Here is a 22099-nt window from a genome sequence, read left to right as displayed (position 1 = left end):
TCGTTTATGCGTTAAAAAACGGATTGGTCCGTTTCTCAATCTCGATCGTTGTTGGTTCCCCGTGGCCAGGATAAACGGCCATCTGATTCGGTAAAACAAAAAGTTGCGTTTGGATGCTGGTCAGCAATTGCTCAAGGTTGCCAGTTGGTAGATCGGTCCGACCGATGCTGCCTTTAAATAAGGCGTCTCCAGAAACGACAAACTTGTCAAAAATAAAACTGACGCTGCCGATGGAATGACCTGGGGTTGCAACAACCTTAAAGGACATGCCAGCTATCTCGTACTCTTTCAATTCTAGCTCGAATTCTGCTGGACGTGCGGTGATGGTTCCTAATTCAGGATGACGACCAGAAAGGTTTTTCATAGGATCACTTAGCCATTCTTGCTCAAGTGGACTAACGTAAACGGGGATCTGATAATAATCCCGCAAATGGTCAACTGCGCCGATATGGTCATAATGAGTGTGGGTCAATAAAATCGCTGCTGGTTTTGCGCCTGTTTTTTCGATCTCAGCGATCAATCTCGCTGCTTCTGCTCCAGGATCAATAATCAACAAAAAATCTTCTTTCCAAATAAGGTAACAATTTTCTTGAACGGGTCCTGTCACTAAACCAATGATTTTCATGCTAAAACCTCCTAGGATCACAAATACTTGTGTCTGACTATAAGTATAGCTTAAAGTATAAGAGGAAACAAAGAAAGGTTTTTAGGAGTGAAAAATTAATGATAGAAACGATTAACACAGAAGACAATCGTCAGGCGATCTGTCAATGGCTCAATTATTCAACGAAAAAAACAGAGGCAGTGAGTGCCTTTTCCGATCAAGAGCAGCTTTCATTTGCATTTTTTGACAATCACGATCAACTTGGTGGGTTGATTGGGAAACGGACAGGTAATACGATTCATATTCAATTGTTTGCAGTTGATCCAAACCATCAGAATCAAGGGGTGGGGAAACAATTGATGGAAGCACTTTTCGATCACGGTAAAAAAGCGGGGTGTCGTTCCGTGACAGTTACCACCCAAGACTACCAAGCGCCACAGTTCTATCAAGCAGTCGGCTTCGAACAATTTGCTGTGCTTTCTGACACACCTGTACTTGGCATGGATAGGCTTTATTTCGTGAAGATGCTGTGACCACCCTATGGCAGGCAGGTGATAAGGCTAACCAATAGTTTGATGAGAGAAAAGCTCAGAATTATTGTGGGAATTCGAAAATTTTTCTAAGAAACCGCATTAGCAAAAAACTGCTGTTATACTAATTAAAATAAGAAAGCGCGTGTTTCGTTTGAAACTGGTCTAATTTTTTCCTGCAGCAGAAACCTTCGTCGTGACTAAGTTCGGGGAAAGTAAGTGTTCAGGACCTTGTGTTCGTTTTGATTGGTATACATCAACTTTTTGTAAGAAGGTGTTTTTTATGAAAAAATCGCTCCAATTCTTTTTCACTGTATGCTTTGCTGTGCTTCTTTTAGCGAGCTGTGGTGAGGAAGAGCTATCCATCGATGATTCGAAAGAAGTTTCTGAAACCGTTACTTCCGCCTCAAAAGCGGTTGAAAATGGCGACCTTGATTTGATGTTGATCCAAGATGAGAGTGTCATCTTTCCGCAAAGCCAAGGGGTTTATGATTTCCATGAGAATGAGTTGACGATCGTTAAGCAGTATTTGCCGATGGCAGACTTAGAAGATAGTTCAGCCAGCGCTAGTGATGTTGCCTTGTATGAAGGACAAATCGAAAGTGATTTTCAGCGTCATTTTTCCCATTCAGAGGTACAGTTGTCCAACGATCCTTATCAAATTTATGAGATCACCTATCAAGATGCCTCATACATCGTCGAAGGAAAACGTTTGACGATCATGGCAGATGGGCGAACCTTTGAGTTCACCTTAGATCCTAATAATCAGAAGGCCTATGATCAAAATGGTGTTAGCTATGACATTCAGGTCGATCAATAAATTTTCTTAAAAAAATATTCCTGCTTTACTTGCTTAGGTGAGTAGAGTAGGTTTTTTTGGTAACCTTTCGTCAAACCCATTCTCTGGAAGTGGAAATGGCGTTGATTACCTGATGAGAAGGCATTTTGCCGCAAGTGGTTTTTTTAGAGATCAAACCTGTTTGGATAGGATACTCTCCGCAGAGGATGAAAAGCTGTTTCTGTTCGCTTTTCCAAAAGTGATCTATCCGCTATAATGGCAAACGAGAAGGTGAACACGTGTATAAAGGAAAAGTTGCGGTTAGAAAAATCGTAGAATTTATTTTGCGCAGAGGCGATATTGATAGCCGCAAAGTCAGTAATCATACCGCACAAGAAGGCGCCCGTATCCATCGCCAACTACAAAAAGAGGCTGGGGATGCGTATCAAAAAGAAGTCTTTTTCAAACGAGAAAGCCAAATTGAGAAAGATTCGATCACTGTCGAAGGACGTGCCGATGGTCTCTTTTTTGATGCAGCTGTTAATTCTTGGGTGATCGATGAGATCAAAACTTCAGAACCAGCTTTCGAAGATATCCCTGAAGATCAAATCGATTTGTTTTTTGCCCAGGGAATGGTTTATGCTTATTTGTTTTTACTACAAGAAAATGAACAAGCAGCGCTTAATGACAGTGAAAAACAAGAGAAACCAGAAGCAGAAGCTACTGCTGATGGAGAAAATGATCCGAGGAGACCCATCGATCGGATCGCCGTACAATTGACTTATTATCAAACCACTGAAAAGCTGACCACCCGTACGAGAAGAACATTTCAGTTCTCAGAATTAGCTGTTTTTTATGAAGAATTACTTCAGGAATATCATAAATGGTTAGTTTTTCAAGAGAATTGGCGCCGTGTCCGCAATACGTCTTTGCAGCTGCTGTCTTTTCCCTTTGAAACCTTTCGCAAAGGGCAGCGAGAGTTAGCAGCAGCGGCGTATAAAACACTAAAAAATGGCAAGCGACTTTTTGCGGAAGCGCCAACGGGAACTGGAAAAACCATGTCAACGCTGTTTCCCGCATTAAAAGTTCTCGGGGAAGAAGGGGCAGATCGGGTCTTTTATCTGACGGCGAAGACGATCACCAGACAAGTGGCTGAAGATGCGTTGAGCAAGTTAGCAGACAACGGTAGTGAAACCAAGAGTGTCACGATCACTGCCAAAGATAAAATTTGCTTTCTGGATGAACGAAATTGTACGCCAGAGCATTGTCCTTATGCACAAGGTTATTACAATCGAATCAACGAAGCTTTGTGGGATCTGTTGCATCACGAAAACCAAATAACCCGAGAAGTGATCGAGACTTATGGAATGAAGCATACGGTTTGTCCCTTTGAGCTTTCACTGGATGTCAGTGTCTTTTGCGATGTCATTATTGGTGATTATAATTATTTGTTTGATCCAACCGTTTATTTACGGAGATTTTTTGAAGAGCCAGACGAAGAGTATTTCTTTTTAGTGGATGAAGCCCATAACTTAGTTAATCGTTCGAAAGAAATGTATTCTGCAACGATCTCCCGACAGCCATTTAAGGAATTAAAGAAGAAGCTGCCGAAGGATCAACAGAAATTAAAACGCGCACTAAACAGAGTTGATAAAGAATTTGCGGCTTTAGCCCAATTAGCAAAAGAGGAAGGATGGTCATACCACCATCAAGCAGCTCCCCATGAAACAATGGTCAATCAGCTATACAAATTAGCTGAATTGATGAAGGAATGGTTGCCGGCAAATCCTGAGCATGAATTGCAAGAAGAAGTGCTGCAAGTGTATTTTGAAGCTAACCATTATTTGAAGATCAGTGAATTTTATGATGATCACTACGAAACGACGGTGGAGATCGACCGCTATGATATCAAACTACGGCAATTTTGCATCGAACCAGCGCCGTTTTTGGAATCCGTGTTAGATAAGGGCAAGGCCAGCCTGTTGTTTTCTGCGAGCTTTACCCCTTTGTCGTATTATCAAGAAGTATTAGGTGGCGGCGATGAAGCTTTGCGCTATCGCTTGCCAAGTCCTTTTGATCCGAAAAATCAGGGGATTTTTATTGCGGACTATATCCAAACGACATATCGCCAACGTGAAGCCAGCATTCCTGCGATCGTTGATGCGATCCAGCAAATGACGGCAGCGAAAGCGGGAAACTATATGGTCTTTTTCCCATCTTATCGTTATTTGGATGAGGTGGCGGCAGCATTTTCTCAACAGGCGCCAGAGGTCGAGGTCTTGATTCAGGGGACTGCTATGAACGAAGCAGAGCGCGAGGCGTTTCTTGCGCAGTTTCAATCTTTTGACTCGCAACAATCATCCTTGCTGGATAAAAGTCAAGACGAACCAAAGAGTCAACCAAAAACATTGGTGGCATTTTGTGTCCTTGGAGGAATTTTTTCTGAAGGGATCGACCTAAAAGGCGATCGCTTGATCGGTGCAGCAGTGGTAGGAGTCGGACTGCCGCAAATCAATCACGAGCAAGAATTGATTCGGGAATATTACGATGAGAAAAAGGCAGCTGGCTTTGCGTATGCCTATCAGCTGCCAGGGATGAATAAAGTCCTGCAAGCAGCCGGTCGAGTGATTCGGGATGTCAGCGATCGTGGCGTGGTGTTATTGCTGGATCAGCGCTTTCGGACACCGCGTTACCAAGAACTTTTCCCACTGCATTGGCAGCATGCCTTGCAGATTCGTCGGCCGCAAGAGTTATCAAAAGCATTGACTCATTTTTGGCAAGAAAAAAACTAGAAGCAGAGCTTTCAGGAGCGGTTGCGCAAAATCAGTAGATAAAGCTGATTTTGCCTAACCATCACGTTAGACTCTGTTCTAGTTTTTTTGATTAGCGATAATTTGTAAACTGTAAATCGATCGTCAGGGGCAGTTTACGTAACAATTGGATCACCTCTTGCAGATCGTCACGGCTTTTGCCTGTTACCCGAATTTGATTGTCTTGAATTTGGGTTTTAACTTTTAGCTTGGCGTTTTTGATCGCTGTCGTTATTTTTTTGGCGTTTTCTTTATCGATGCCATTGATCAATTCTGCCGTTTGACGAGCTTTTGCCCCCAAGGCATGCTCCGTTTCGCCAAATTGAATGTTTTTCGTTGGTACATTCCGTTTGATCAGCTTCGCAAAGAGCACATCTTTGATTTGCTCCAACTTAAATTCGTCATCTCCAACGATCGTCAGTTTGCCCTCAGTCATCTTGATTTCTACCGTGGAGCCTTTAAAATCAAATCGGTTTTTCAATTCTTTTTCCGCCTGTTGAATGGCGTTTTTCACTTCTTCTGTGTTGATCTCAGATACGACATCAAAACTTGCTTCTTTTGCCAAAATCAATCACTCCTCTCATCTCTTACCTATGATTTTAACATGGAGGCGAACGATGCGGGAATGAAAAGTAAATTTTTGCAAATAATTGTTTCATTTTTTCACACAAACTGCTATTCTTTGGAAGGAGATTTTTAGTGAAGGAGCTAGATCATTGTGAGTAAGTTATTAACGAAGCACGAACAATCAGAACGATTGAAAAAAATAGGGGTTATTTTGCTGTCAGGTATCACTGCAGCCATTGCTTTAAATTTCTTTTTGATTCCCGCAAACGTTCTTTCTGCTGGGATGAACGGGGTCGCCCAATTGATCGTGGCACTTGCCTTGGAACATTTTGGCGTTCACCTTAGTACAGGGCTGTTTATTTTCCTCTTAAACTTGCCTATCTTTGTTCTCGGGTTCATCAAACTCGGGAAATCATCGACACTATTGAGCTTTATCAATGTCGTTGTCGTTTCCGTCTTAACGATGATCCTTCCGCAAGGAGCGATCACTGACAATATTTTGGTTAACGCTTTGCTAGGTGGCGTACTGTTGGGCGTCGGCGTTGCGTTTTCACTGAAAATGGGTTTTACCACCGGCGGAATGGATATCCTTTCGTTGATATTATCAAAAACGACTGGAAAAACAGTCGGTAAATATATGTTTATTTTAAACGGCATCATTGTCATGGTCTCAGGTTTCGTCTTTTCTTGGGAAAGTGCCTTGTACACGATCATTTCGATTTTCGCGATGAGCTACGTTGTGGACATGCTGCACACAAGTCATCAAAAGGTAACGGCAATGATTATTACGACCAATGCGGAAGCTGTTGGGAAAAATATTTCTAAGCATGTGTTTCGCGGCATGACTTTGTTCCCCTCAGTCGGAGGGTATTCAGGCGTACCTGGCAATATGATCATGATGGTCGTGACCCGCTACGAGATCTACGATTTAGAACAAGCCGTTTTAGAAGCTGACGGCAATGCGTTTATTAATTTTGTGCCGACCCAATCGATTACAGGCCGTTTTGCGACAGATGATGAACAACGGACCTTTAAAACGACAGGGGTCTTCCCAGAACTGAAAATACACAAGAAAAGCCGTCCATAATCAAGGATCGTCCATTTACAAATCTTGCAAAAGAAGGTATTATTTGAAACAAGAATTAAAGGAGGTCTTCAACCGTGGCATATACTGAAGTAGAAGCAGAAGCAATCAAAGAGCGTGTCTTGGCTGCCTTGGAAACCGTGATTGACCCTGAGTTGGGGATTGATATAGTGAATCTAGGCTTAGTTTATGAAGTCGAATTTGATGCAGAAACAGGCAATACCGTAATCAAAATGACCTTAACAACAATGGGCTGTCCCTTAGCCGACGTATTGACTGAATCGATACACGAAGCACTAAGCGATATTCCAGAAGTCAAAAATCCAGAGGTGAAATTAGTCTGGTATCCCGCTTGGACGACCGATAAAATGAGTCGTTACGCACGGATTGCTTTGGGGATTCGTTAAGGATGATATATCAAGGTTTAAAGAGATTTTTGATTGAAATTTGATGGGTTAAATACTCATCTAGTGCGGTGTCCAATATGAATTTTTACTGTCTTGGATTACTTAACACATGAGTTAAATTTTGATTGGACTCTAATTTAAAATGGCAAAAGTCAGAAGGCTCTTTCGTTAACTAATATGTTAGCGAAGGAGTTTTTTTGTTATGGAAAGATTGATATTAAAGGATTTAGTAGTAGAATCAGCATTCAATGACAGGGCAAGAGGATTATCTCCAAAGACGATAAAAAAACATGGGAAAACTTTGAGTATGTTTCTGAAATTTTTAGAAGAAAAAAATGTTGACTCACTAGATATGGTGACTGTATCTCACGTACGCGGCTTTTTGATTAAGAATATTGAAGAAGGAAAAGCAGAAACTTACGTAAATAGCCATTTACGTAGCATTAGAGCGTTTTTTAGGTATTGTATAGATGAGAATTACATGAGAGAAAAAGAAAATCCCTGTTTATATGTAAAGTGGATAAAAGAGAGACAGGTTGTTATCAATACCTTCTCTGATGATGAAGTTAAAAAGATGTTAAAGTACGCTAAACAAAGAACATTTACTAATGTAAAGCGTAAAGACAAATACCATCTAGGACTTCAGACCAAGTTTACCAATGAAAGAAGTTACTTACTGTTGCTAATTTTAGTTGACACTGGTCTCAGAATAAGTGAGGTTATGAATCTTAAACACTATCATGTTGAAGAATCGCAAATTAAGGTGGAGAACGGTAAAGGGAAGAAAGATAGAGTAGTTCATTGTTCGCCAACAGTATATAAAGCTTATCTAAAGTATCTCAGAGTAGCTAATGTTTTTTTTGAATATTATGAAATTATGAAAGATGAATATGTATTTCTTACAAAGTATGGCAAACAATATAGTTATATCTCGGCAGAGAGAGAAATTAAGAAAATTGGTGTTGCAAGTAATGTTAATCCAAATATTAGGATTAGTCCTCATACTTTTAGACATTATTTTACTCAGAAACTAGTTAGAAATGGTGCAGATATTTATATGATTCAAAAATTATTGGGACATTCCTCGATTAAGACGACGGAAGTCTATCTAAGGTCATTAAATATTGACGATTCAATAGAAAAAGCAGTCAAACACTCACCGTTACAAACAATTAAGTAAAAGTGTATTGACAATATCAGTAATAGTTCATAAGCTTGCTACAAAGTTTCTTAACCACTCACTATTACTGACACCATGAAGTTATTAAACAAATAGAAGGAGTCAGCAATGAAGAAAGTAGCATATGTAAGAACATCGACAGGAAAGCAAACATTAGGTATTGAAGTCCAAATAGAGGCTCTCACAGCTTACCAACCCACTCACTGGTTCATTGAACAAGTCAGTGGTCGTAAAGTTGATAGAGAGCAATTAAACAGAGCTCTAGACATCCTAGAAGAAGGAGATACGCTAATAGTCTACAAACTTGACAGATTAGGAAGGAGCACTAAACAATTGGTCAATCTTATTAGTCAATTAGAGGATAGAAAGATTCATCTTAATATCATGACAGAGGGAATTGACACGTCAACAGCGACAGGAAAACTTATTTTTACAATATTATCCGCAGTTGCAGAGATGGAAGCAGCTTTAATCTCAGAACGTACTAAACGAGCTCTAGCGATATCTGAGAAAAAAGGCGGAAGACCGGGACTAAATAATATGACTAAAGTTAAAGTGCTTGAAATGCATCAAAAACAGGCGTACACAGTAAAAGAAATATCCATCAAGCTTAACATTAGTGAAAGTAGCATCTATAGAATAATTAGAACACATAAATCAAATAGTAACAGAGGTTGATAAACTTTTAGTAAGTATCGTATAATGATGTTAAGAAACGAACGTTTTTGACAAACGTTAAACAATAAAAAACTGACTCACTAAGAATCTTATGAAATCAACCTTTGTGGTTGTTTTTTGAGATTCTTTTTCTATTATATTCATTATTATCTAATTCGTTCGTTTTAGACATAGTCTAACAGTGTTAGTAATAGTGAAATATAGATTGAAGGGAGTTTATATAGGGGTAGCTTTTTACCAAAATTAGTAATAATGATTAAAAGTAATGATTACACCACTTCTTTCTTGCAACTATAATAATAAAAAGGAGAATGAAAATGGAAGAGTCAATGAGTTTGATGGAAACTTTAGGATGGTTAGGAATAATTGCAATAGGTTTTTTTGTAGTAGCGGGAATTATCGCAACTATAACAACACCAAAATTAACCACGAACGACATTTCGAGTGATGAATTAAATCATTATGGAATTGATACAAGTTCGAATAATTGTTTTAATGGTAGTTTTAGTAGACTTGGTATAGATATACAAAAAAAAGTGTTTTTTGAAGCAAATTTGAGACACATTAAGCTAGATGGAGTTTCAAAGTCATATTACAAAATGAAAGAGATGATTAATTTAACGGATGTAATTGAAGTCGAATTAATCCAAGACAATGACATAGTTAGCAAAGTATCTTCGAGTAGTGCTATATCAAGAGCCATTGTAGGAGGAGCACTAGCGGGAGGAATCGGTGCAGTTATTGGTGGCAATACGGCAAAATCAAAGTCATTAAATAAATTAAGTAGAATTTCTTTTAAATTTAAAATTAATGACATGGATAATCCATACAAGGAGATACTAATTTTTAGTGATAAAAAAGGATTATCAAAAACTGAGAAGGAACAAGCATGGAAATTGTTTGGTCAACTCGAATTAATTATAAGTGATTTAAACAAAAAATAACTTCTTTCTCGCAACTATTGATTAAAATAATATTTAAGTATATACACGATGCAATAGACCTTAAGTGTTTATACAGCGTTTATAAACGACATTTGAAACCAAAAATTCGTTATTTTAATTGTAGGCTTTTAGGAGGGTGTTGATATAGTCGACACCCTCTTTTGTTGAAAAAATTATTAACATTTTCATAAAGGGAACATACGTTTGTGGTGTTGTGGATAAAATAATCTGGAAATATGGTATAATATATATATATCGATATGGCAATTTTTTGTTTATCGTTTAAATAATGCAGTTTATAGACACTAAGGAATAGAATATTTAAAAAAATTACATTTGTTAGTCCATTTTGATTCATTTTTAAAGTCAAGTTCAAGAGACTCACGTTCGATATTGCTACGCTAACAAGTTAGCTTGCGCAATCCTCGACCGCCTAAAATAACTTGAACCCGCATTCGCTACGCTCAAGCACAAGTTATTTTACAAAGTTTTTGGTTTCTTGTATTAGTTATTGAGAGTTAAACAAGATGAATAATAATAATTGTAACAAGAGAACGAGTGTAGACGAGAGCTTTAGCGGTTCGGCTACGACAAACAAAGATTGCGACCGAGCCTGCGAGTAGCAAGCTGTGCGTCAGCGGGTTCGGTCTTTGAACAAGATATAATTTAATTGGTACACAACTCCGTTTCTTTATTAGAATGGAAATAGATTAATAAAAGAATGGAGTTGTGTACCAATAAGAAAGGGGTAAATAATATGGAAATTACAATATCAGAATTGTTGCAATCAAATTTAATAAAGCCATCGACAAAGGATTCAATCATTAAAGCAGGGAAAATGAGAGACAATGTAAAAAAATCAGTAATCCGTCAACTACAGCATTCACACGAGACAGTTGAGTATGTTGCAGGCAAAAGAGGTCAAGAACCACGTTTCATTCTTGGCAGCCCAAGAGAGGTAGAAAGTGAGTATAATCAATATGAGAATGTTGGAGGTAAATCAATTGATTGGTCAGAGATTGATAACTACATTGAAAACTGCATGGGCTATATGATGATTGTTGAAGAAAGGAAAGGCAATAAATATGAACATTATGTAACTAAGAGAAGAATTATAGAGAGATTGACTAAAGAAGACAAAATAGTAAAAGCATTAGTAAGAATTTTTATCAATAATGATAATATCGAAAGTCTTCAACAAGTCAAAAATATGTATTCAGACAATGAAAATTGGAACTTGAATAGAATGATGTACGACTTGGCAAAAATGAAAGATTATCTTGATTATTTTGTAGAGAGTCGCATAACTACAAGTTTGTTGAATCGAGTAGATGTTGTTCTAGCAAAACATGAACACAGTGTAAAATATATATCGGAAAAAGATGGCAAATATATTCAAATCACAGAAGAAGAGTATAACAAATATACAAAATTCAAAAAAGAACAAAAAGAAAATAACCCAAGAATCACCGTCAAACAAATGAATAAGCTTGTTGAAGAAAAGTTTCCTTTTGAATATGCTTTTGTTACTTACTTTGTTCATAATGCAGAAGAGTTAAAAAATGACAACTATGATTTTGTTGAGATTACAAATTTTCTATATAGTCGAGTGATTCAGTCTGCTGAACGAAAACAATCTAAATCAGAATTTGTAGACGATGATAAAGCAGGTGTAGATATCTTGAATGTTAGATTATTGAAAAATGGTAATTTTGTTGAGTTCATGGAATTGTTTTTCAAAGAAATGTTTGACGAAAATAGCAAAAATAATGAAGCAGTATCAAACTTTATTGAAAATATCACCAGTTATGAAGAAGAAATAAATAGAATGATAGAGTTAAACGGTGGCAAGTTAAACAAAGAAGATAAAGCGAGATTGTATCAAATTAACTTACTTAAAAAAGTAGTGTAATAAAAAGGAGTAGACAAAATGGAAAAAGATAAGATTATTAATTTAAGCACTTATAAAAATGAAAAAGAAATCACTCTAGAAGAAATGATTGAAATTAGAAAAGAAAGAAAGAAAAATAGAAAAGAATATTTTTCGTTCACGCAAATCAAAGACTTCATTGGTGATTTAGGCACAAGAGAGATTGTTGATTGGTTTATAGAAGAGAATATCGTTAAAAAGCGTGAAAATGGTAAAGTAGGATTGATTTTTACTAGTTTAGAAGTTGAAGAGAAGTGCGGTTTTCTCAACACAGGCGTAAGAGATGGGAAAGAATGGGAACAACCACTCTTCACTAAAGAGATAGCTCAGAAATATATTGATAGTAGAATGGAAGAGGAAATTGAAAGCTTTTTGAAACGTTCTGCTAAACAGTATGACAGAATGTTGAATGCTAAAATTGGCGAGGATTACAACGGTGGAATGATACTCACGCAAAATTGCTTAGATGCTATTCATGAAATTTTAGGTTAACTTTGAAAATGAATTTTAATAAGAAGAACTATAAACATGAATTTGAAGTATAAAACGAAGACATACACTATTCATTATAAAAGAAAAATTAGACTTATATTAAAATTAATTCTTGAAAACATACTAATTTTCACTTTAATTAGTATGTTTTTTTGCTTAATTTGAGTATACCTAAACTATACAACATGCAGTCGTTGATATATAATGGTTTCAAGTTGTTTAATATACATGTTCATTATATATGAATCCTAGCAGGAGGTTCACCATGACAAAAATAGGGTATGCGAGAGTATCTTCAAGAGAGCAAAATTTAGAAAGACAATTTGAAGTGTTGAAAAAAGCAGAAGTTGAAAAGATTTTTTCAGACAAACTAAGTGGTAAAGATAATAATCGACCAAAAATACAAGAGTTATTAAATTATATAAGAGAAGATGATATAATCGTTGTAAGCGAATTAGATAGACTAGGACGCAATAATAAAGAAGTAACTAATATCATGAATCAGATACAAGATAAAGGAGCAACCCTTGAAATTCTTAATTTGCCATCTCTGAGCGGTATAAAGGATGATAACTTGAGAAGGTTATTAAATAATCTCATTATTGAATTGTTTAAGTATACGGCTGAGAATGAGCGTAAACAGATACGTGAAAGGCAAAGACAGGGTATTGAGTTAGCAAAAGAAAAAGGCAAATATAAGGGTAGACCTTTTGCCTATAGTTCTGATTCATCAGATAAACAGAAACGTGTAACGTATGAAAAGATTGTAGAGATGTTAGAGAAAGATGTTCCTATAACTCAGATTTCAAAAGAGTTAGATGTGGCTAGGAATACAATTTATAGGATTAGAAATGAAATAAGTTCTACATGATTAGCAGAAGGGAAGAAAGGTATTTGAAAAATATAAGTAATATTAAAGAAATGAAAAATATAAGAATGAACCCTTTTCAAAATAAGTATGAATGGTTTTTTTCGAATATTGAAAATACATATTTATCTAAGAATAATTGGGAAAAAATAGTTCTTGATATCCTGAATGAATATGATGATTTTGGGATAATGTACATCCTAGATAAACTATTCGAAATAAATACCGAGTTGTATGATAGTGTAAAAAAGATGTTAAAAAGAAATAACCACACTTTGTTTAAAACTCATAAATTATTCGAAGAATTTGATATAAAAAGTCAGCTTCACCCGAAATTTTTAATGTTAAGAGATAATGAGGAGTTTTTATACCACAGAAAAATTTTAGAAAATTGGTTTGAGGGATTTCAAGATAGAGATGGAAAAATAATAAAGGAATTTCAAACAACTTTTCACTCTAGTTTTTGGGAATTTTTTTTATTTAAAATTTTCAAAGATTTAAACTTTGATATTGATTTTTCGAAAAATAGACCAGATTTTATTCTAAAAAAGAAAAAAAATAAAGATATCTATGTCGAAGCGACTACTGCTAATATTAAAATGGATGGACGAAAAGAAAATAAGAGAAATTTAGAGGATATTTTGGGAATGGTTACTCCGCCGTCAATGAATGAAGATTTTGATGTTGAGATTAATGAGTCCATTATTAGATATTCAAATTCAATACGTAATAAACTACAAAAATATAAAAATGAGTACATTAATTTAGATTGGATAGATAAAGAAAACCCTTATGTAATTGCGTTATCTTCATTTTCTCAAGTGAATTATGGAAGAGAATATATCCATGGAATAATAGCTTTATTATATGGCATTATTTACTCAAAAGATTCTAAAGAGTTTATTGTTAAGGAAAGTGTCCAAAAAAATAAAAACGTAAATATACAATTAGGAATTTTTAATAAAAAAGAATACTCAGATGTATCAGCAATAATATTTAGTTCTAATATTACTATAGGAAAACTTTCTGCATTAGTAAAATCTGAAATAAGCTATAATAAACAAGAAGTGTTTACTCTGTATCAAGATTTCATTGATGATGAAATTAAGTTTAAAGTAAATAGAGTATCTCAGGAATCTAAAGAAGTACTGACTGATGGCATATGGGTTTTTCATAATCCAAATGCAAAAAATAAATTAGCACTTTCTGATTTTGATGATCTAGGAATTACAAATTTCATAAATAAAAATCAAGAACTGTACGTTTTTGGAAATCTTAATCCAACAATCTCGAGATTAGATATTCCAAATGTTTGTTGTCATAAATATTTTCCGAGAATAATGGGTATGGTAGAAAAATATAATGCAGAAAATTTTAATTTTGTAAATTATTATTTGATTCCAGAGAATAAAAATATGTAAGAATTGAAAAGATTGAACTTTTGGAAAAATTACTAAGTATTCCACCAAGAGAACAATCAGGAGCAGATTCCCAGAATAGATTTGAATATCAAGTTAGTAGTATTGTTTCTCATTTGATTCAGAAATATAAAAATAATGAAGAAGTTATGGTTTATTGTGAATTTCACGATGATTTTTCAGAACTAAAAAAGTAAATGAAGACAAAAATTTAATTTTTTATCAAGTTAAAACTAATAATGTGAATACGAATTGGACTGTTAATAGATTAATAACAAAAGATGGAAAACATTCTATGATAGGTGCAATATTTTATAATTATTATACATTTTATGACAAATGTTCATCATGCTTTTTTATTACTAATATAACTTTTGATAGTAACTTGATTTTAAGCCAAATCATAAATCGATTGATGGAAGTAGCGGTAGTGAAGGAACTCGTTTGATTTTAGCATATTTTCTATCTATATATTCACTAAATATTGAGAGAGAGGATATTCCGTTTAAATTCTTAATTATTGATACTTCAAATCAACAAGGTCAGGATTCAGAAAACTTAGAAAAAATTTATAGTTTACTTAGTGAATTTTCTGAAACAAAAGGACAAATGATTATAGCTTCAGAGCGCTTAACTGGATTTGAAGATAAAGTGAGTAATTTTATTGATATTGGAGAAACAAAGAAAAAAACATTAAGTGAGAAATACTATAATAAACATTTAGAATACTTAATAGTTCTAAATGAAATTTCTGGTATTCAATAATTTATGCAATAAAATTCTGATTTTATAGAGAAATATTTAAATTAATTTTTTCAAATAAATAAAATGCAAAAGAGAGTGATGTAATGAAAGAAGATAAAAATTCAGGTGTTGGATTTAGCTTGGCATTAGCTATAATTGTAGTTGGAATAGTATTACCGATTGTTTTTAAACAAACCATAATAACAACAGTTTTTAGTGTAGCACTCGTATCAGTTGGAGTAGCAGGTTTAGGAATAGAACTTGAATCTTTTGATAATGGAAAAGGCTTTGCTTCAATTGGGATAGGAATATCATTTTTAGTACCAGCAATCAGCTTATTTTTTATAACTTCAACTTTAATTAAAATAATTGGAGTTCTTTTACTTTTAATAGGAGTATTTGGAACTTTTGTAGGTGTCTCAGAACAAATTACAGTAAGAAATTCAAAAAAATGACCAAAGAAGTAACTAAAGAAATAAAAAGTACTGATAAATCTATTAGTAAAGGCATGATACCTAATGTTAAAATTTTATTTTTTATCCTAGGAGCACTTGCTGGATTTATTGCTAATTTAGTAACTATTTTAGATTATTTAAAAATTAGATGATGAGTTGGATATAGAGAAAAATGGTGAGAAGTATTCAGTTGAGAAGAGTAAGGGAAATAGAGAAAAGAGGAATGTTGAGTGAGAAGTAATATTGAGTTTTCAGATATAGAAAAAATAAAATACTTTGATGAAATATGTGAAAAATACTATAAAAAAACTTTGGACTATCATCTAAGTCTGAAATTGATTTGTTAATGTTTAAGTTTTTTTACCAAAATAAACTTGATAAAAAGAAAAACGGAGTGTTTAATGCTGATTCAGATTATCTTCTGAGTAAAGAACTGGGTATAACTCAGAGTAGAGTTCGAAACTTAAAAGTAAAGAAAGAGTTAGTTTATCCCGAGCTGGAGTATGACTGGAAACAACAATTTTTGGAATTAATCGACTTAGCTCAATACGATGAACAAAATAAAAAAGTGATAATGAATATTACTGACCCTAATTTACAAATAGAGATTGAAAATCATATAGAACAAAGAGGTTTGTATTATGAAAAACAGCTTAATTCTAAGCTATTACAGCTTAGAGTTGAGTATTTTATAGAATTAGTTGTTTCTTTAGATGACAGTATAAATCAAGATGAACTGATTAAAGTTATGAAAACTCAGATTAAAGATTTAAGCTTAGTTGAAGACAAAATTATGAAAAAAGGTTTTGGGAAAATTGCAAAAGAAAAAGGGATAGATTCTATTGAGTTATTATCAGCGATAACTACTATTGGAACAGCAATAGGACCTCATTTAATAAAGTTAATGAGTGTGATTAACTAGAAAGGAAAACTTCTAGTTTTCAATAGTTTTTTAGAAATATTAGAAATTAAACAAGTTATTTCACGATGATTATAAATAGAACAAACAAATTTTAAAAAGAGTAGTAGAATGACAATTATTAAACAAGCAATAGATGATGACGTGATATATACTTTAGAAAATACATTGGATGAATTACTGAAAGATGAAATGTTAATAGAGCTATTTAATAAAAAAGAAATTTTAGATACTTATATTTGGGGAGTTCCCAAGAGTACGAGAAATAGTAATTTAATAAAAGAAATTTGTCAGTGAGACATAATGATTTTTGGACAGAAAAATAAAATCAAATATATTGGAGAGATAATTATAACTTCCTTAGATTTAAACCTTAGAGATGAAGAACCTAAATTAATTTCCAATGTATTCTGGGTTAAAGATGATTACGAATTACTATATTTTATGAAACCTGTAATCACCGTCTCGGGGGATATGTCCAATTTTAATAGCTATATAGGTTATAATGAGTCTGCAATGTTTAGAGGAATATCAAGAGTAGCAAAATCAGATGTTAAGAATGTAGATGATGGAAAAATAACAATTTTGAAATTGGAAATAAGCGTTTTTTAGGAAAAGTATTGGATGACCTTTTATTGCAAGAAATTGACAAAGATGGATAACAAACCAAAATGACAAATTAATACTCTTCCTAGTATGTAGTCCAAGCCTAATTTAGCTAGAATATTCACTTTTTACATGGTAAAATGAATAAGTAAATAAGAAGTTAACGAAAGATTTTTTATTAACTTTTTGCCATTGAAATGTTGATATATCAATGTCCCTTAGCCGACGTATTGACTGAATCGATACACGAAGCACTAAGCGATATTCCAGAAGTCAAAAATCCAGAGGTGAAATTAGTCTGGTATCCCGCTTGGACGACCGATAAAATGAGTCGTTATGCACGGATTGCTTTGGGGATTCGTTAATAAGCATGATAATGATAGAAATAATAAAGAACCATTGAAGATGCTCAAGAAATTGAGTGTCTTTTTTTATTCAGAAAAAGGTAAATAAACGAAAATGAAAAAGAGAATAGTTGGATATCGGAAAATTTAGTAGTTATTTTATGGTATTTAAACTTTATAAAAAGTAATGATATTATAGTTAGAATTATGATAAAGTAGGAACTAAGGCAGTTATAATAAGTTCTTATAGAACTTTAATTCAAGGCGTGGAAAAAATCAAAACGAAAATAGCGTACTCATAAATGAAAAAGAGAAATGGGGTTCTAATGATTGAAAAAATATATTTAGAAATAAACGGAGTGAAGCAAGGCTTAATTGTAGAAAGAAATATGAACAAAAATGCTCCAGTTTTATTATTCGTTCATGGAACTGCACCAATTTTACCCTTTATATGGAAGCGGCAAGTAAAATTCAATCAAGATTTCCATACTTGCTATTGGGACCAGAGATGGGTAGGGATGTCTTGTAGTTTGCCTGATGAAGCGGCTTTTAATATTGAAATACTTACAGCAGATGTCCTCAAAGTGACAGAACAATTGAGGTATATGTTTAATCAAGACAAAATTTATGTCTTGGGCCATTCTTGGGGATCTTACATAGCGAGTCTCGCTGTTCAAGAAAAACCAGAATATTATTATGCATATATTGGTGTGGGACAAATAAATTGTATGAGGAATTCAGAAAAAGAAAAATATCAGGCAATTTTAAAAGAGGCTTGTAGAAGAAATGACAAAATAGCGTTACGCCGATTTGAAAAACTTGATCTGCCAGACAACTTTTTCGATACATATAAAATCAATAAAGAAAGTATGCCTTATGGAAGTGCCAGTATGAAATATACAGAAAAGTATGGATTTGGAGTGACACGTGAAGGCTATCAAAATAGTAAGCTGTTAAAAGCGGTCTTTCTATTTCCGTATTATACTGTTAATGAAAAAATCTGCTTCTTTAAAGGAATGTTTCAAGCTTCTGAAAAACTCATCAGTCAAATCCTAGATACACCACTTCAAGAGGTAGTTAGAAATATTGAAATCCCGATTCATATCATTCATGGAGAATTGGATAGTTCAACATCGTATAAAGAGGCAAAACGATTCTTTCACAGTGTCGATGCAAATGAAAAAAATTTCTATACATTTTCTCATTCCGCTCATATGCCATTTATTGATGAACCAGACAAATTTATGGAAGTACTCTCAAAAGTAAAGTGTTTTTAATTTGTAACGAACAGTTTGATACTGTATCCGACCCGTGTAACTAATAGAATTGCAAATAGGCATTCAATCTGAGCATCCCGAAAAATGAACAAATATATTGAAAGAGGAGCTTTGTAAAAGGACCGTTGCATTTTCAGAAATGAAACGGTAAACTAGTTGAAAAGATTGGAGGAATGAATCAATGTTAGCTACGAATTTTGGGAAATATACATACGAAAATCCGTTTATGAACGCCTCAGGGGTCCATTGTATGACGATCGAGGAATTAGATGAATTAGCGGTATCAGCAGCTGGATCATTTGTCACAAAGAGTGCAACGCTAGAAGCACGTGCCGGAAATCCAGAACCACGTTATACCGATTTACCCTTAGGAAGCATCAATTCGATGGGATTACCAAATCTAGGGGTGGACTACTACTTAGATTATGCCATCAAAAAACAGCAGGAAATGACTCAGCAAGCGCCTTTCTTTTTCTCTGTCGCTGGTATGAGTGTGGCTGAAAACATTGAGTTATTGAAGAAGATCCAAGAAAGTGATTTTGAAGGAATCACTGAGTTGAATCTTTCTTGTCCAAACGTGCCAGGAAAACCACAAGTTGCCTATGATTTTCCTTTGACCGATCAAATTCTTGAAACAGTCTTTGGTTTTTTCACAAAACCTTTAGGTGTCAAATTGCCGCCATACTTTGATTTGGCTCACTTTGATGAGATGGCTAAGATATTAAACAAGTATCCGTTAACCTACATCAATTCAATCAATAGTATTGGGAATGCTTTATTCATCGATCCTGCTACTGACTCGGTAGTCATCAAACCAAAAGGTGGTTTTGGTGGTCTCGGAGGCGAATATGTGAAACCAACGGCATTAGCCAATGTGCGGGCTTTCTATACACGTCTCAAGCCAGAAATCAAAATTATTGGTACAGGTGGGATTCGTAATGGTCAAGATGCGTATGAGCATTTGTTGTGTGGTGCCTCTATGTTGCAGATCGGCACAGAGTTGCAAAAAGAAGGGCCGGCGATCTTTGAACGATTGACGAAAGAATTAGAAACGATCATGAAAGAAAAAGGATATCAATCAATCAGTGAATTTCAAGGCAAACTAAAAACGATTGATTAAAACGACTTTCTATCATCGTCTGTTTCTTTTTATAGAAGAAAGTCATAGAAGAAAGGTGGGGTTAAATGGAGAAATTTCGTAAAACAACTGAGGGCGATTTAACGGAGTTAATGGCGCTGATTGAGGAAGGAATTGCTTTTTTAAAAGCTCAAGGATCACCACAATGGCAAAATGGCTATGGCCCAAAAGAAACTCAAATCAAAGAAGATATTGCAAAAGGTGAAAGCTATGTGTTAGTGAAAGATGGGAAAATCGCAGCGTCTGCGGCACTGGTTTCTGGTGATGATCCTGTCTACAACGCAATTACCGGCGCAGGGTGGGATGGAAACGGTCCGTATCTATCCATTCATCGCGTCGTTGTCAGTTCTCATTTTAAAGGGCAAAAGTTAAGTGCCAAATTGCTGCAAGCTCTTGAAGTGGTTGCATTAGAGCAAGGAATCGTTGATTTGCGTATCGATACGTATAAAGCCAATATTGGGATGCAAAAGAATATCCGAGCAGCTGGCTATCAATATAAAGGAGAGGTAACATTTCCTTTTCCGAATGGAGAGCGATTGGCGTTTCAAAAACGTTTGATCACAAACTAAACATTCTTTTTCCATTCTTGTCACTTGGCTGAAAGAATGGAAAAGGTGTGTCAAAGTGAATTTTTGGTATGAAAATGTGGATAATGGTTGTCAGAATCCTTTCGGCTTGCTAAGATAAGCACGTAAAGGACGGTGCCAAATGAAGAAAAGAATCAAAAAGAAAAAAGCTTATAAAAAATACATCCATGATATTTTTGCAGGTTATGAAGAAATGCTTGAAAATCCAGCGATCGATGAGAAGAAGTTCTCTTATTTGAAAGAAGAAACAACCTTAAAACGAGACGATCAAAATCAAATCCGTTTCCGTACGATCGATATTGATTAAACTACCTTTTGGGTAGTTTTTTTCTTTGTTTTTGTTAATTGGAAAAATTTCAGAAAAAAAGCTTGCTCTTTCATTCATAGAATGATAAAGTATTCAACGTTGGCAATTGAGCCAGCGGGTCAAAACAACAGTTGAAAAATCTTCAAAAAAGACTTGACCAAAAATGAAACAGATGATATTATAACGAAGTCGCAATAATAAAACAGTTAATCAATGTTGATACATCAACAAAATTAATTGAAAAAAGTTGTTGACAAATAACAAATCATTTGTTATTCTAATTAAGTCGCTGAGACAGCCGCTACGAAGTTGAAAAACAACGAGCGAAAAAAAACTTTTAAAAAAAGAGTTGACAATTAAATGTCACTCTGATATGATATAAAAGTTGCTAACACAGCACGGTAGACCTTTGAAAACTGAACAAAGCAAGCAAACGAACCAATGTGTAGGACGTTTCAATTTATTGAAACAAATACATGCAAGCAATAGCTAGCAAAGTTAATTTTTATGAGCTTAATGACCGTACGGTCATTCAAACAAATCATTATGAGAGTTTGATCCTGGCTCAGGACGAACGCTGGCGGCGTGCCTAATACATGCAAGTCGAACGCTTTTTCTTTCACCGGAGCTTGCTCCACCGAAAGAAAAAGAGTGGCGAACGGGTGAGTAACACGTGGGTAACCTGCCCATCAGAAGGGGATAACACTTGGAAACAGGTGCTAATACCGTATAACACTATTTTCCGCATGGAAGAAAGTTGAAAGGCGCTTTTGCGTCACTGATGGATGGACCCGCGGTGCATTAGCTAGTTGGTGAGGTAACGGCTCACCAAGGCAACGATGCATAGCCGACCTGAGAGGGTGATCGGCCACACTGGGACTGAGACACGGCCCAGACTCCTACGGGAGGCAGCAGTAGGGAATCTTCGGCAATGGACGAAAGTCTGACCGAGCAACGCCGCGTGAGTGAAGAAGGTTTTCGGATCGTAAAACTCTGTTGTTAGAGAAGAACAAGGATGAGAGTAAAATGTTCATCCCTTGACGGTATCTAACCAGAAAGCCACGGCTAACTACGTGCCAGCAGCCGCGGTAATACGTAGGTGGCAAGCGTTGTCCGGATTTATTGGGCGTAAAGCGAGCGCAGGCGGTTTCTTAAGTCTGATGTGAAAGCCCCCGGCTCAACCGGGGAGGGTCATTGGAAACTGGGAGACTTGAGTGCAGAAGAGGAGAGTGGAATTCCATGTGTAGCGGTGAAATGCGTAGATATATGGAGGAACACCAGTGGCGAAGGCGGCTCTCTGGTCTGTAACTGACGCTGAGGCTCGAAAGCGTGGGGAGCGAACAGGATTAGATACCCTGGTAGTCCACGCCGTAAACGATGAGTGCTAAGTGTTGGAGGGTTTCCGCCCTTCAGTGCTGCAGCAAACGCATTA

The 22099-nt window shown here is 35.3% G+C and carries 25 protein-coding genes, 1 rRNA gene and 1 pseudogene (1 of these 27 cut by a window edge); 25 read left to right on the top strand and 2 right to left on the bottom strand.

Annotated features, from left to right (window positions below; genetic code table 11):
* Positions 1-4: 4 nt before the first annotated feature.
* Positions 5-625 carry an MBL fold metallo-hydrolase gene (locus tag IGI77_RS09890; protein ID WP_005230178.1) on the bottom strand — a complete coding sequence of 207 codons (621 nt, stop codon included), beginning with the start codon at positions 623-625 and terminating at the stop codon, positions 5-7.
* A gap of 98 nt (positions 626-723) precedes the next feature.
* On the opposite strand from IGI77_RS09890, the gene IGI77_RS09885 reads away from it, so the two are divergent.
* From IGI77_RS09885 to IGI77_RS09875, 3 genes are all read left to right on the top strand, one after another.
* Positions 724-1137 carry a GNAT family N-acetyltransferase gene (locus tag IGI77_RS09885; protein WP_438753980.1) on the top strand — a complete coding sequence of 138 codons (414 nt, stop codon included), beginning with the start codon at positions 724-726 and terminating at the stop codon, positions 1135-1137.
* 280 nt (positions 1138-1417) lie between these two features.
* Complete coding sequence (locus IGI77_RS09880; RefSeq protein WP_081116929.1) at positions 1418-1954, top strand: hypothetical protein; 537 nt, start codon at positions 1418-1420, stop codon at positions 1952-1954.
* Positions 1955-2211: 257 nt separating this feature from the next.
* The gene (locus IGI77_RS09875) at positions 2212-4704 is read left to right on the top strand and encodes an ATP-dependent DNA helicase (protein WP_438769947.1); all 2493 of its coding nucleotides are present in this window, start codon (positions 2212-2214) and stop codon (positions 4702-4704) included.
* A gap of 91 nt (positions 4705-4795) precedes the next feature.
* Here the strand turns inward: IGI77_RS09875 and IGI77_RS09870 are convergent, their stop codons facing one another.
* A complete protein-coding gene (locus IGI77_RS09870; protein WP_005230187.1) occupies positions 4796-5287 on the bottom strand; it encodes a YajQ family cyclic di-GMP-binding protein in 492 nt (163 codons plus the stop codon).
* Positions 5288-5440: 153 nt separating this feature from the next.
* Between IGI77_RS09870 and IGI77_RS09865 the strand changes: the two genes are divergently transcribed.
* From IGI77_RS09865 to IGI77_RS09760, 22 genes and pseudogenes are all read left to right on the top strand, one after another.
* Complete coding sequence (locus IGI77_RS09865) at positions 5441-6376, top strand: YitT family protein (protein ID WP_005230189.1); 936 nt, start codon at positions 5441-5443, stop codon at positions 6374-6376.
* Positions 6377-6450: 74 nt separating this feature from the next.
* Positions 6451-6780, top strand: a complete 330-nt coding sequence (locus IGI77_RS09860) for a metal-sulfur cluster assembly factor (RefSeq protein ID WP_005231940.1) — start codon at positions 6451-6453, stop codon at positions 6778-6780.
* A gap of 202 nt (positions 6781-6982) precedes the next feature.
* On the top strand, positions 6983-7960 hold the full coding sequence (locus IGI77_RS09855; protein ID WP_144771445.1) for a tyrosine-type recombinase/integrase: 978 nt from the start codon (positions 6983-6985) through the stop codon (positions 7958-7960).
* 108 nt (positions 7961-8068) lie between these two features.
* Positions 8069-8638 (top strand): recombinase family protein, encoded by a 570-nt coding sequence (locus IGI77_RS09850; RefSeq protein ID WP_438769945.1) that lies wholly within the window; start codon positions 8069-8071, stop codon positions 8636-8638.
* A 317-nt stretch (positions 8639-8955) separates the two neighbouring features.
* A complete protein-coding gene (locus IGI77_RS09845; RefSeq protein ID WP_228160055.1) occupies positions 8956-9582 on the top strand; it encodes a hypothetical protein in 627 nt (208 codons plus the stop codon).
* Between the two features lie 757 nt (positions 9583-10339).
* Positions 10340-11494 carry a hypothetical protein gene (locus IGI77_RS09840; protein ID WP_438769942.1) on the top strand — a complete coding sequence of 385 codons (1155 nt, stop codon included), beginning with the start codon at positions 10340-10342 and terminating at the stop codon, positions 11492-11494.
* Positions 11495-11512: 18 nt separating this feature from the next.
* Positions 11513-12004 carry a hypothetical protein gene (locus IGI77_RS09835; protein ID WP_438769941.1) on the top strand — a complete coding sequence of 164 codons (492 nt, stop codon included), beginning with the start codon at positions 11513-11515 and terminating at the stop codon, positions 12002-12004.
* A gap of 265 nt (positions 12005-12269) precedes the next feature.
* Positions 12270-12875, top strand: coding sequence for a recombinase family protein (locus IGI77_RS09830; protein WP_438769940.1), 606 nt, complete (start codon positions 12270-12272; stop codon positions 12873-12875).
* 23 nt (positions 12876-12898) lie between these two features.
* Positions 12899-14293 (top strand): hypothetical protein, encoded by a 1395-nt coding sequence (locus IGI77_RS09825; protein WP_438769939.1) that lies wholly within the window; start codon positions 12899-12901, stop codon positions 14291-14293.
* 20 nt (positions 14294-14313) lie between these two features.
* A complete protein-coding gene (locus tag IGI77_RS09820; protein ID WP_438769937.1) occupies positions 14314-14487 on the top strand; it encodes a dsDNA nuclease domain-containing protein in 174 nt (57 codons plus the stop codon).
* 247 nt (positions 14488-14734) lie between these two features.
* Positions 14735-15055, top strand: coding sequence for a hypothetical protein (locus IGI77_RS09815; RefSeq protein WP_438769935.1), 321 nt, complete (start codon positions 14735-14737; stop codon positions 15053-15055).
* An 83-nt stretch (positions 15056-15138) separates the two neighbouring features.
* Positions 15139-15489, top strand: a complete 351-nt coding sequence (locus tag IGI77_RS09810; protein WP_438769934.1) for a hypothetical protein — start codon at positions 15139-15141, stop codon at positions 15487-15489.
* A complete protein-coding gene (locus tag IGI77_RS09805) occupies positions 15486-15641 on the top strand; it encodes a hypothetical protein (protein WP_021150874.1) in 156 nt (51 codons plus the stop codon). Before IGI77_RS09810 ends, IGI77_RS09805 begins: the two co-directional genes overlap by 4 nt.
* Positions 15642-15835: 194 nt before the next feature.
* A complete protein-coding gene (locus IGI77_RS09800) occupies positions 15836-16411 on the top strand; it encodes a hypothetical protein (protein WP_438769933.1) in 576 nt (191 codons plus the stop codon).
* Between the two features lie 108 nt (positions 16412-16519).
* Complete coding sequence (locus IGI77_RS09795) at positions 16520-16705, top strand: hypothetical protein (protein WP_438769932.1); 186 nt, start codon at positions 16520-16522, stop codon at positions 16703-16705.
* A 6-nt stretch (positions 16706-16711) separates the two neighbouring features.
* Positions 16712-17020 (top strand): hypothetical protein, encoded by a 309-nt coding sequence (locus IGI77_RS09790; RefSeq protein WP_438769931.1) that lies wholly within the window; start codon positions 16712-16714, stop codon positions 17018-17020.
* Between the two features lie 206 nt (positions 17021-17226).
* Positions 17227-17379 (top strand): annotated as a pseudogene (locus IGI77_RS09785) (metal-sulfur cluster assembly factor); the annotation flags it as partial.
* A gap of 305 nt (positions 17380-17684) precedes the next feature.
* Positions 17685-18635 carry an alpha/beta fold hydrolase gene (locus tag IGI77_RS09780; RefSeq protein ID WP_249686529.1) on the top strand — a complete coding sequence of 317 codons (951 nt, stop codon included), beginning with the start codon at positions 17685-17687 and terminating at the stop codon, positions 18633-18635.
* A 181-nt stretch (positions 18636-18816) separates the two neighbouring features.
* The gene (locus IGI77_RS09775; RefSeq protein ID WP_010749657.1) at positions 18817-19755 is read left to right on the top strand and encodes a dihydroorotate oxidase; all 939 of its coding nucleotides are present in this window, start codon (positions 18817-18819) and stop codon (positions 19753-19755) included.
* A 65-nt stretch (positions 19756-19820) separates the two neighbouring features.
* A complete protein-coding gene (locus IGI77_RS09770; RefSeq protein WP_438769930.1) occupies positions 19821-20342 on the top strand; it encodes a GNAT family N-acetyltransferase in 522 nt (173 codons plus the stop codon).
* A gap of 139 nt (positions 20343-20481) precedes the next feature.
* Entirely contained in the window at positions 20482-20667 is a 186-nt protein-coding gene (locus IGI77_RS09765) for a hypothetical protein (protein WP_005230211.1), read from the top strand.
* Positions 20668-21209: 542 nt separating this feature from the next.
* Positions 21210-22099, top strand: a 16S ribosomal RNA gene (locus IGI77_RS09760); it runs 670 nt beyond the window's last position.

This window comes from Enterococcus sp. DIV0213h, from assembly GCF_051711285.1.
In the GTDB taxonomy this organism is placed as follows: domain Bacteria; phylum Bacillota; class Bacilli; order Lactobacillales; family Enterococcaceae; genus Enterococcus_D; species Enterococcus_D casseliflavus.
Note: the sequence above shows the minus strand (reverse complement) of the source record. Positions and strands in the feature narration are given on the sequence as shown.

What these genes read in the sequence shown, in the direction of transcription:
- IGI77_RS09805 (WP_021150874.1), top strand. Translation starts at nt 15,486, where the DNA reads ATGACCAAAGAAGTAACTAAAGAAATAAAAAGTACTGATAAATCTATT.
- IGI77_RS09885 (WP_438753980.1), top strand. Translation starts at nt 724, where the DNA reads ATGATAGAAACGATTAACACAGAAGACAATCGTCAGGCGATCTGTCAA.
- IGI77_RS09835 (WP_438769941.1), top strand. Translation starts at nt 11,513, where the DNA reads ATGGAAAAAGATAAGATTATTAATTTAAGCACTTATAAAAATGAAAAA.
- IGI77_RS09790 (WP_438769931.1), top strand. Translation starts at nt 16,712, where the DNA reads ATGATTTTTGGACAGAAAAATAAAATCAAATATATTGGAGAGATAATT.
- IGI77_RS09880 (WP_081116929.1), top strand. Translation starts at nt 1,418, where the DNA reads ATGAAAAAATCGCTCCAATTCTTTTTCACTGTATGCTTTGCTGTGCTT.
- IGI77_RS09830 (WP_438769940.1), top strand. Translation starts at nt 12,270, where the DNA reads ATGACAAAAATAGGGTATGCGAGAGTATCTTCAAGAGAGCAAAATTTA.
- IGI77_RS09890 (WP_005230178.1), bottom strand. Translation starts at nt 625, where the DNA reads ATGAAAATCATTGGTTTAGTGACAGGACCCGTTCAAGAAAATTGTTAC.
- IGI77_RS09845 (WP_228160055.1), top strand. Translation starts at nt 8,956, where the DNA reads ATGGAAGAGTCAATGAGTTTGATGGAAACTTTAGGATGGTTAGGAATA.
- IGI77_RS09770 (WP_438769930.1), top strand. Translation starts at nt 19,821, where the DNA reads ATGGAGAAATTTCGTAAAACAACTGAGGGCGATTTAACGGAGTTAATG.
- IGI77_RS09765 (WP_005230211.1), top strand. Translation starts at nt 20,482, where the DNA reads ATGAAGAAAAGAATCAAAAAGAAAAAAGCTTATAAAAAATACATCCAT.
- IGI77_RS09780 (WP_249686529.1), top strand. Translation starts at nt 17,685, where the DNA reads ATGATTGAAAAAATATATTTAGAAATAAACGGAGTGAAGCAAGGCTTA.
- IGI77_RS09850 (WP_438769945.1), top strand. Translation starts at nt 8,069, where the DNA reads ATGAAGAAAGTAGCATATGTAAGAACATCGACAGGAAAGCAAACATTA.
- IGI77_RS09775 (WP_010749657.1), top strand. Translation starts at nt 18,817, where the DNA reads ATGTTAGCTACGAATTTTGGGAAATATACATACGAAAATCCGTTTATG.
- IGI77_RS09810 (WP_438769934.1), top strand. Translation starts at nt 15,139, where the DNA reads ATGAAAGAAGATAAAAATTCAGGTGTTGGATTTAGCTTGGCATTAGCT.
- IGI77_RS09840 (WP_438769942.1), top strand. Translation starts at nt 10,340, where the DNA reads ATGGAAATTACAATATCAGAATTGTTGCAATCAAATTTAATAAAGCCA.
- IGI77_RS09795 (WP_438769932.1), top strand. Translation starts at nt 16,520, where the DNA reads ATGACAATTATTAAACAAGCAATAGATGATGACGTGATATATACTTTA.
- IGI77_RS09855 (WP_144771445.1), top strand. Translation starts at nt 6,983, where the DNA reads ATGGAAAGATTGATATTAAAGGATTTAGTAGTAGAATCAGCATTCAAT.
- IGI77_RS09800 (WP_438769933.1), top strand. Translation starts at nt 15,836, where the DNA reads ATGTTTAAGTTTTTTTACCAAAATAAACTTGATAAAAAGAAAAACGGA.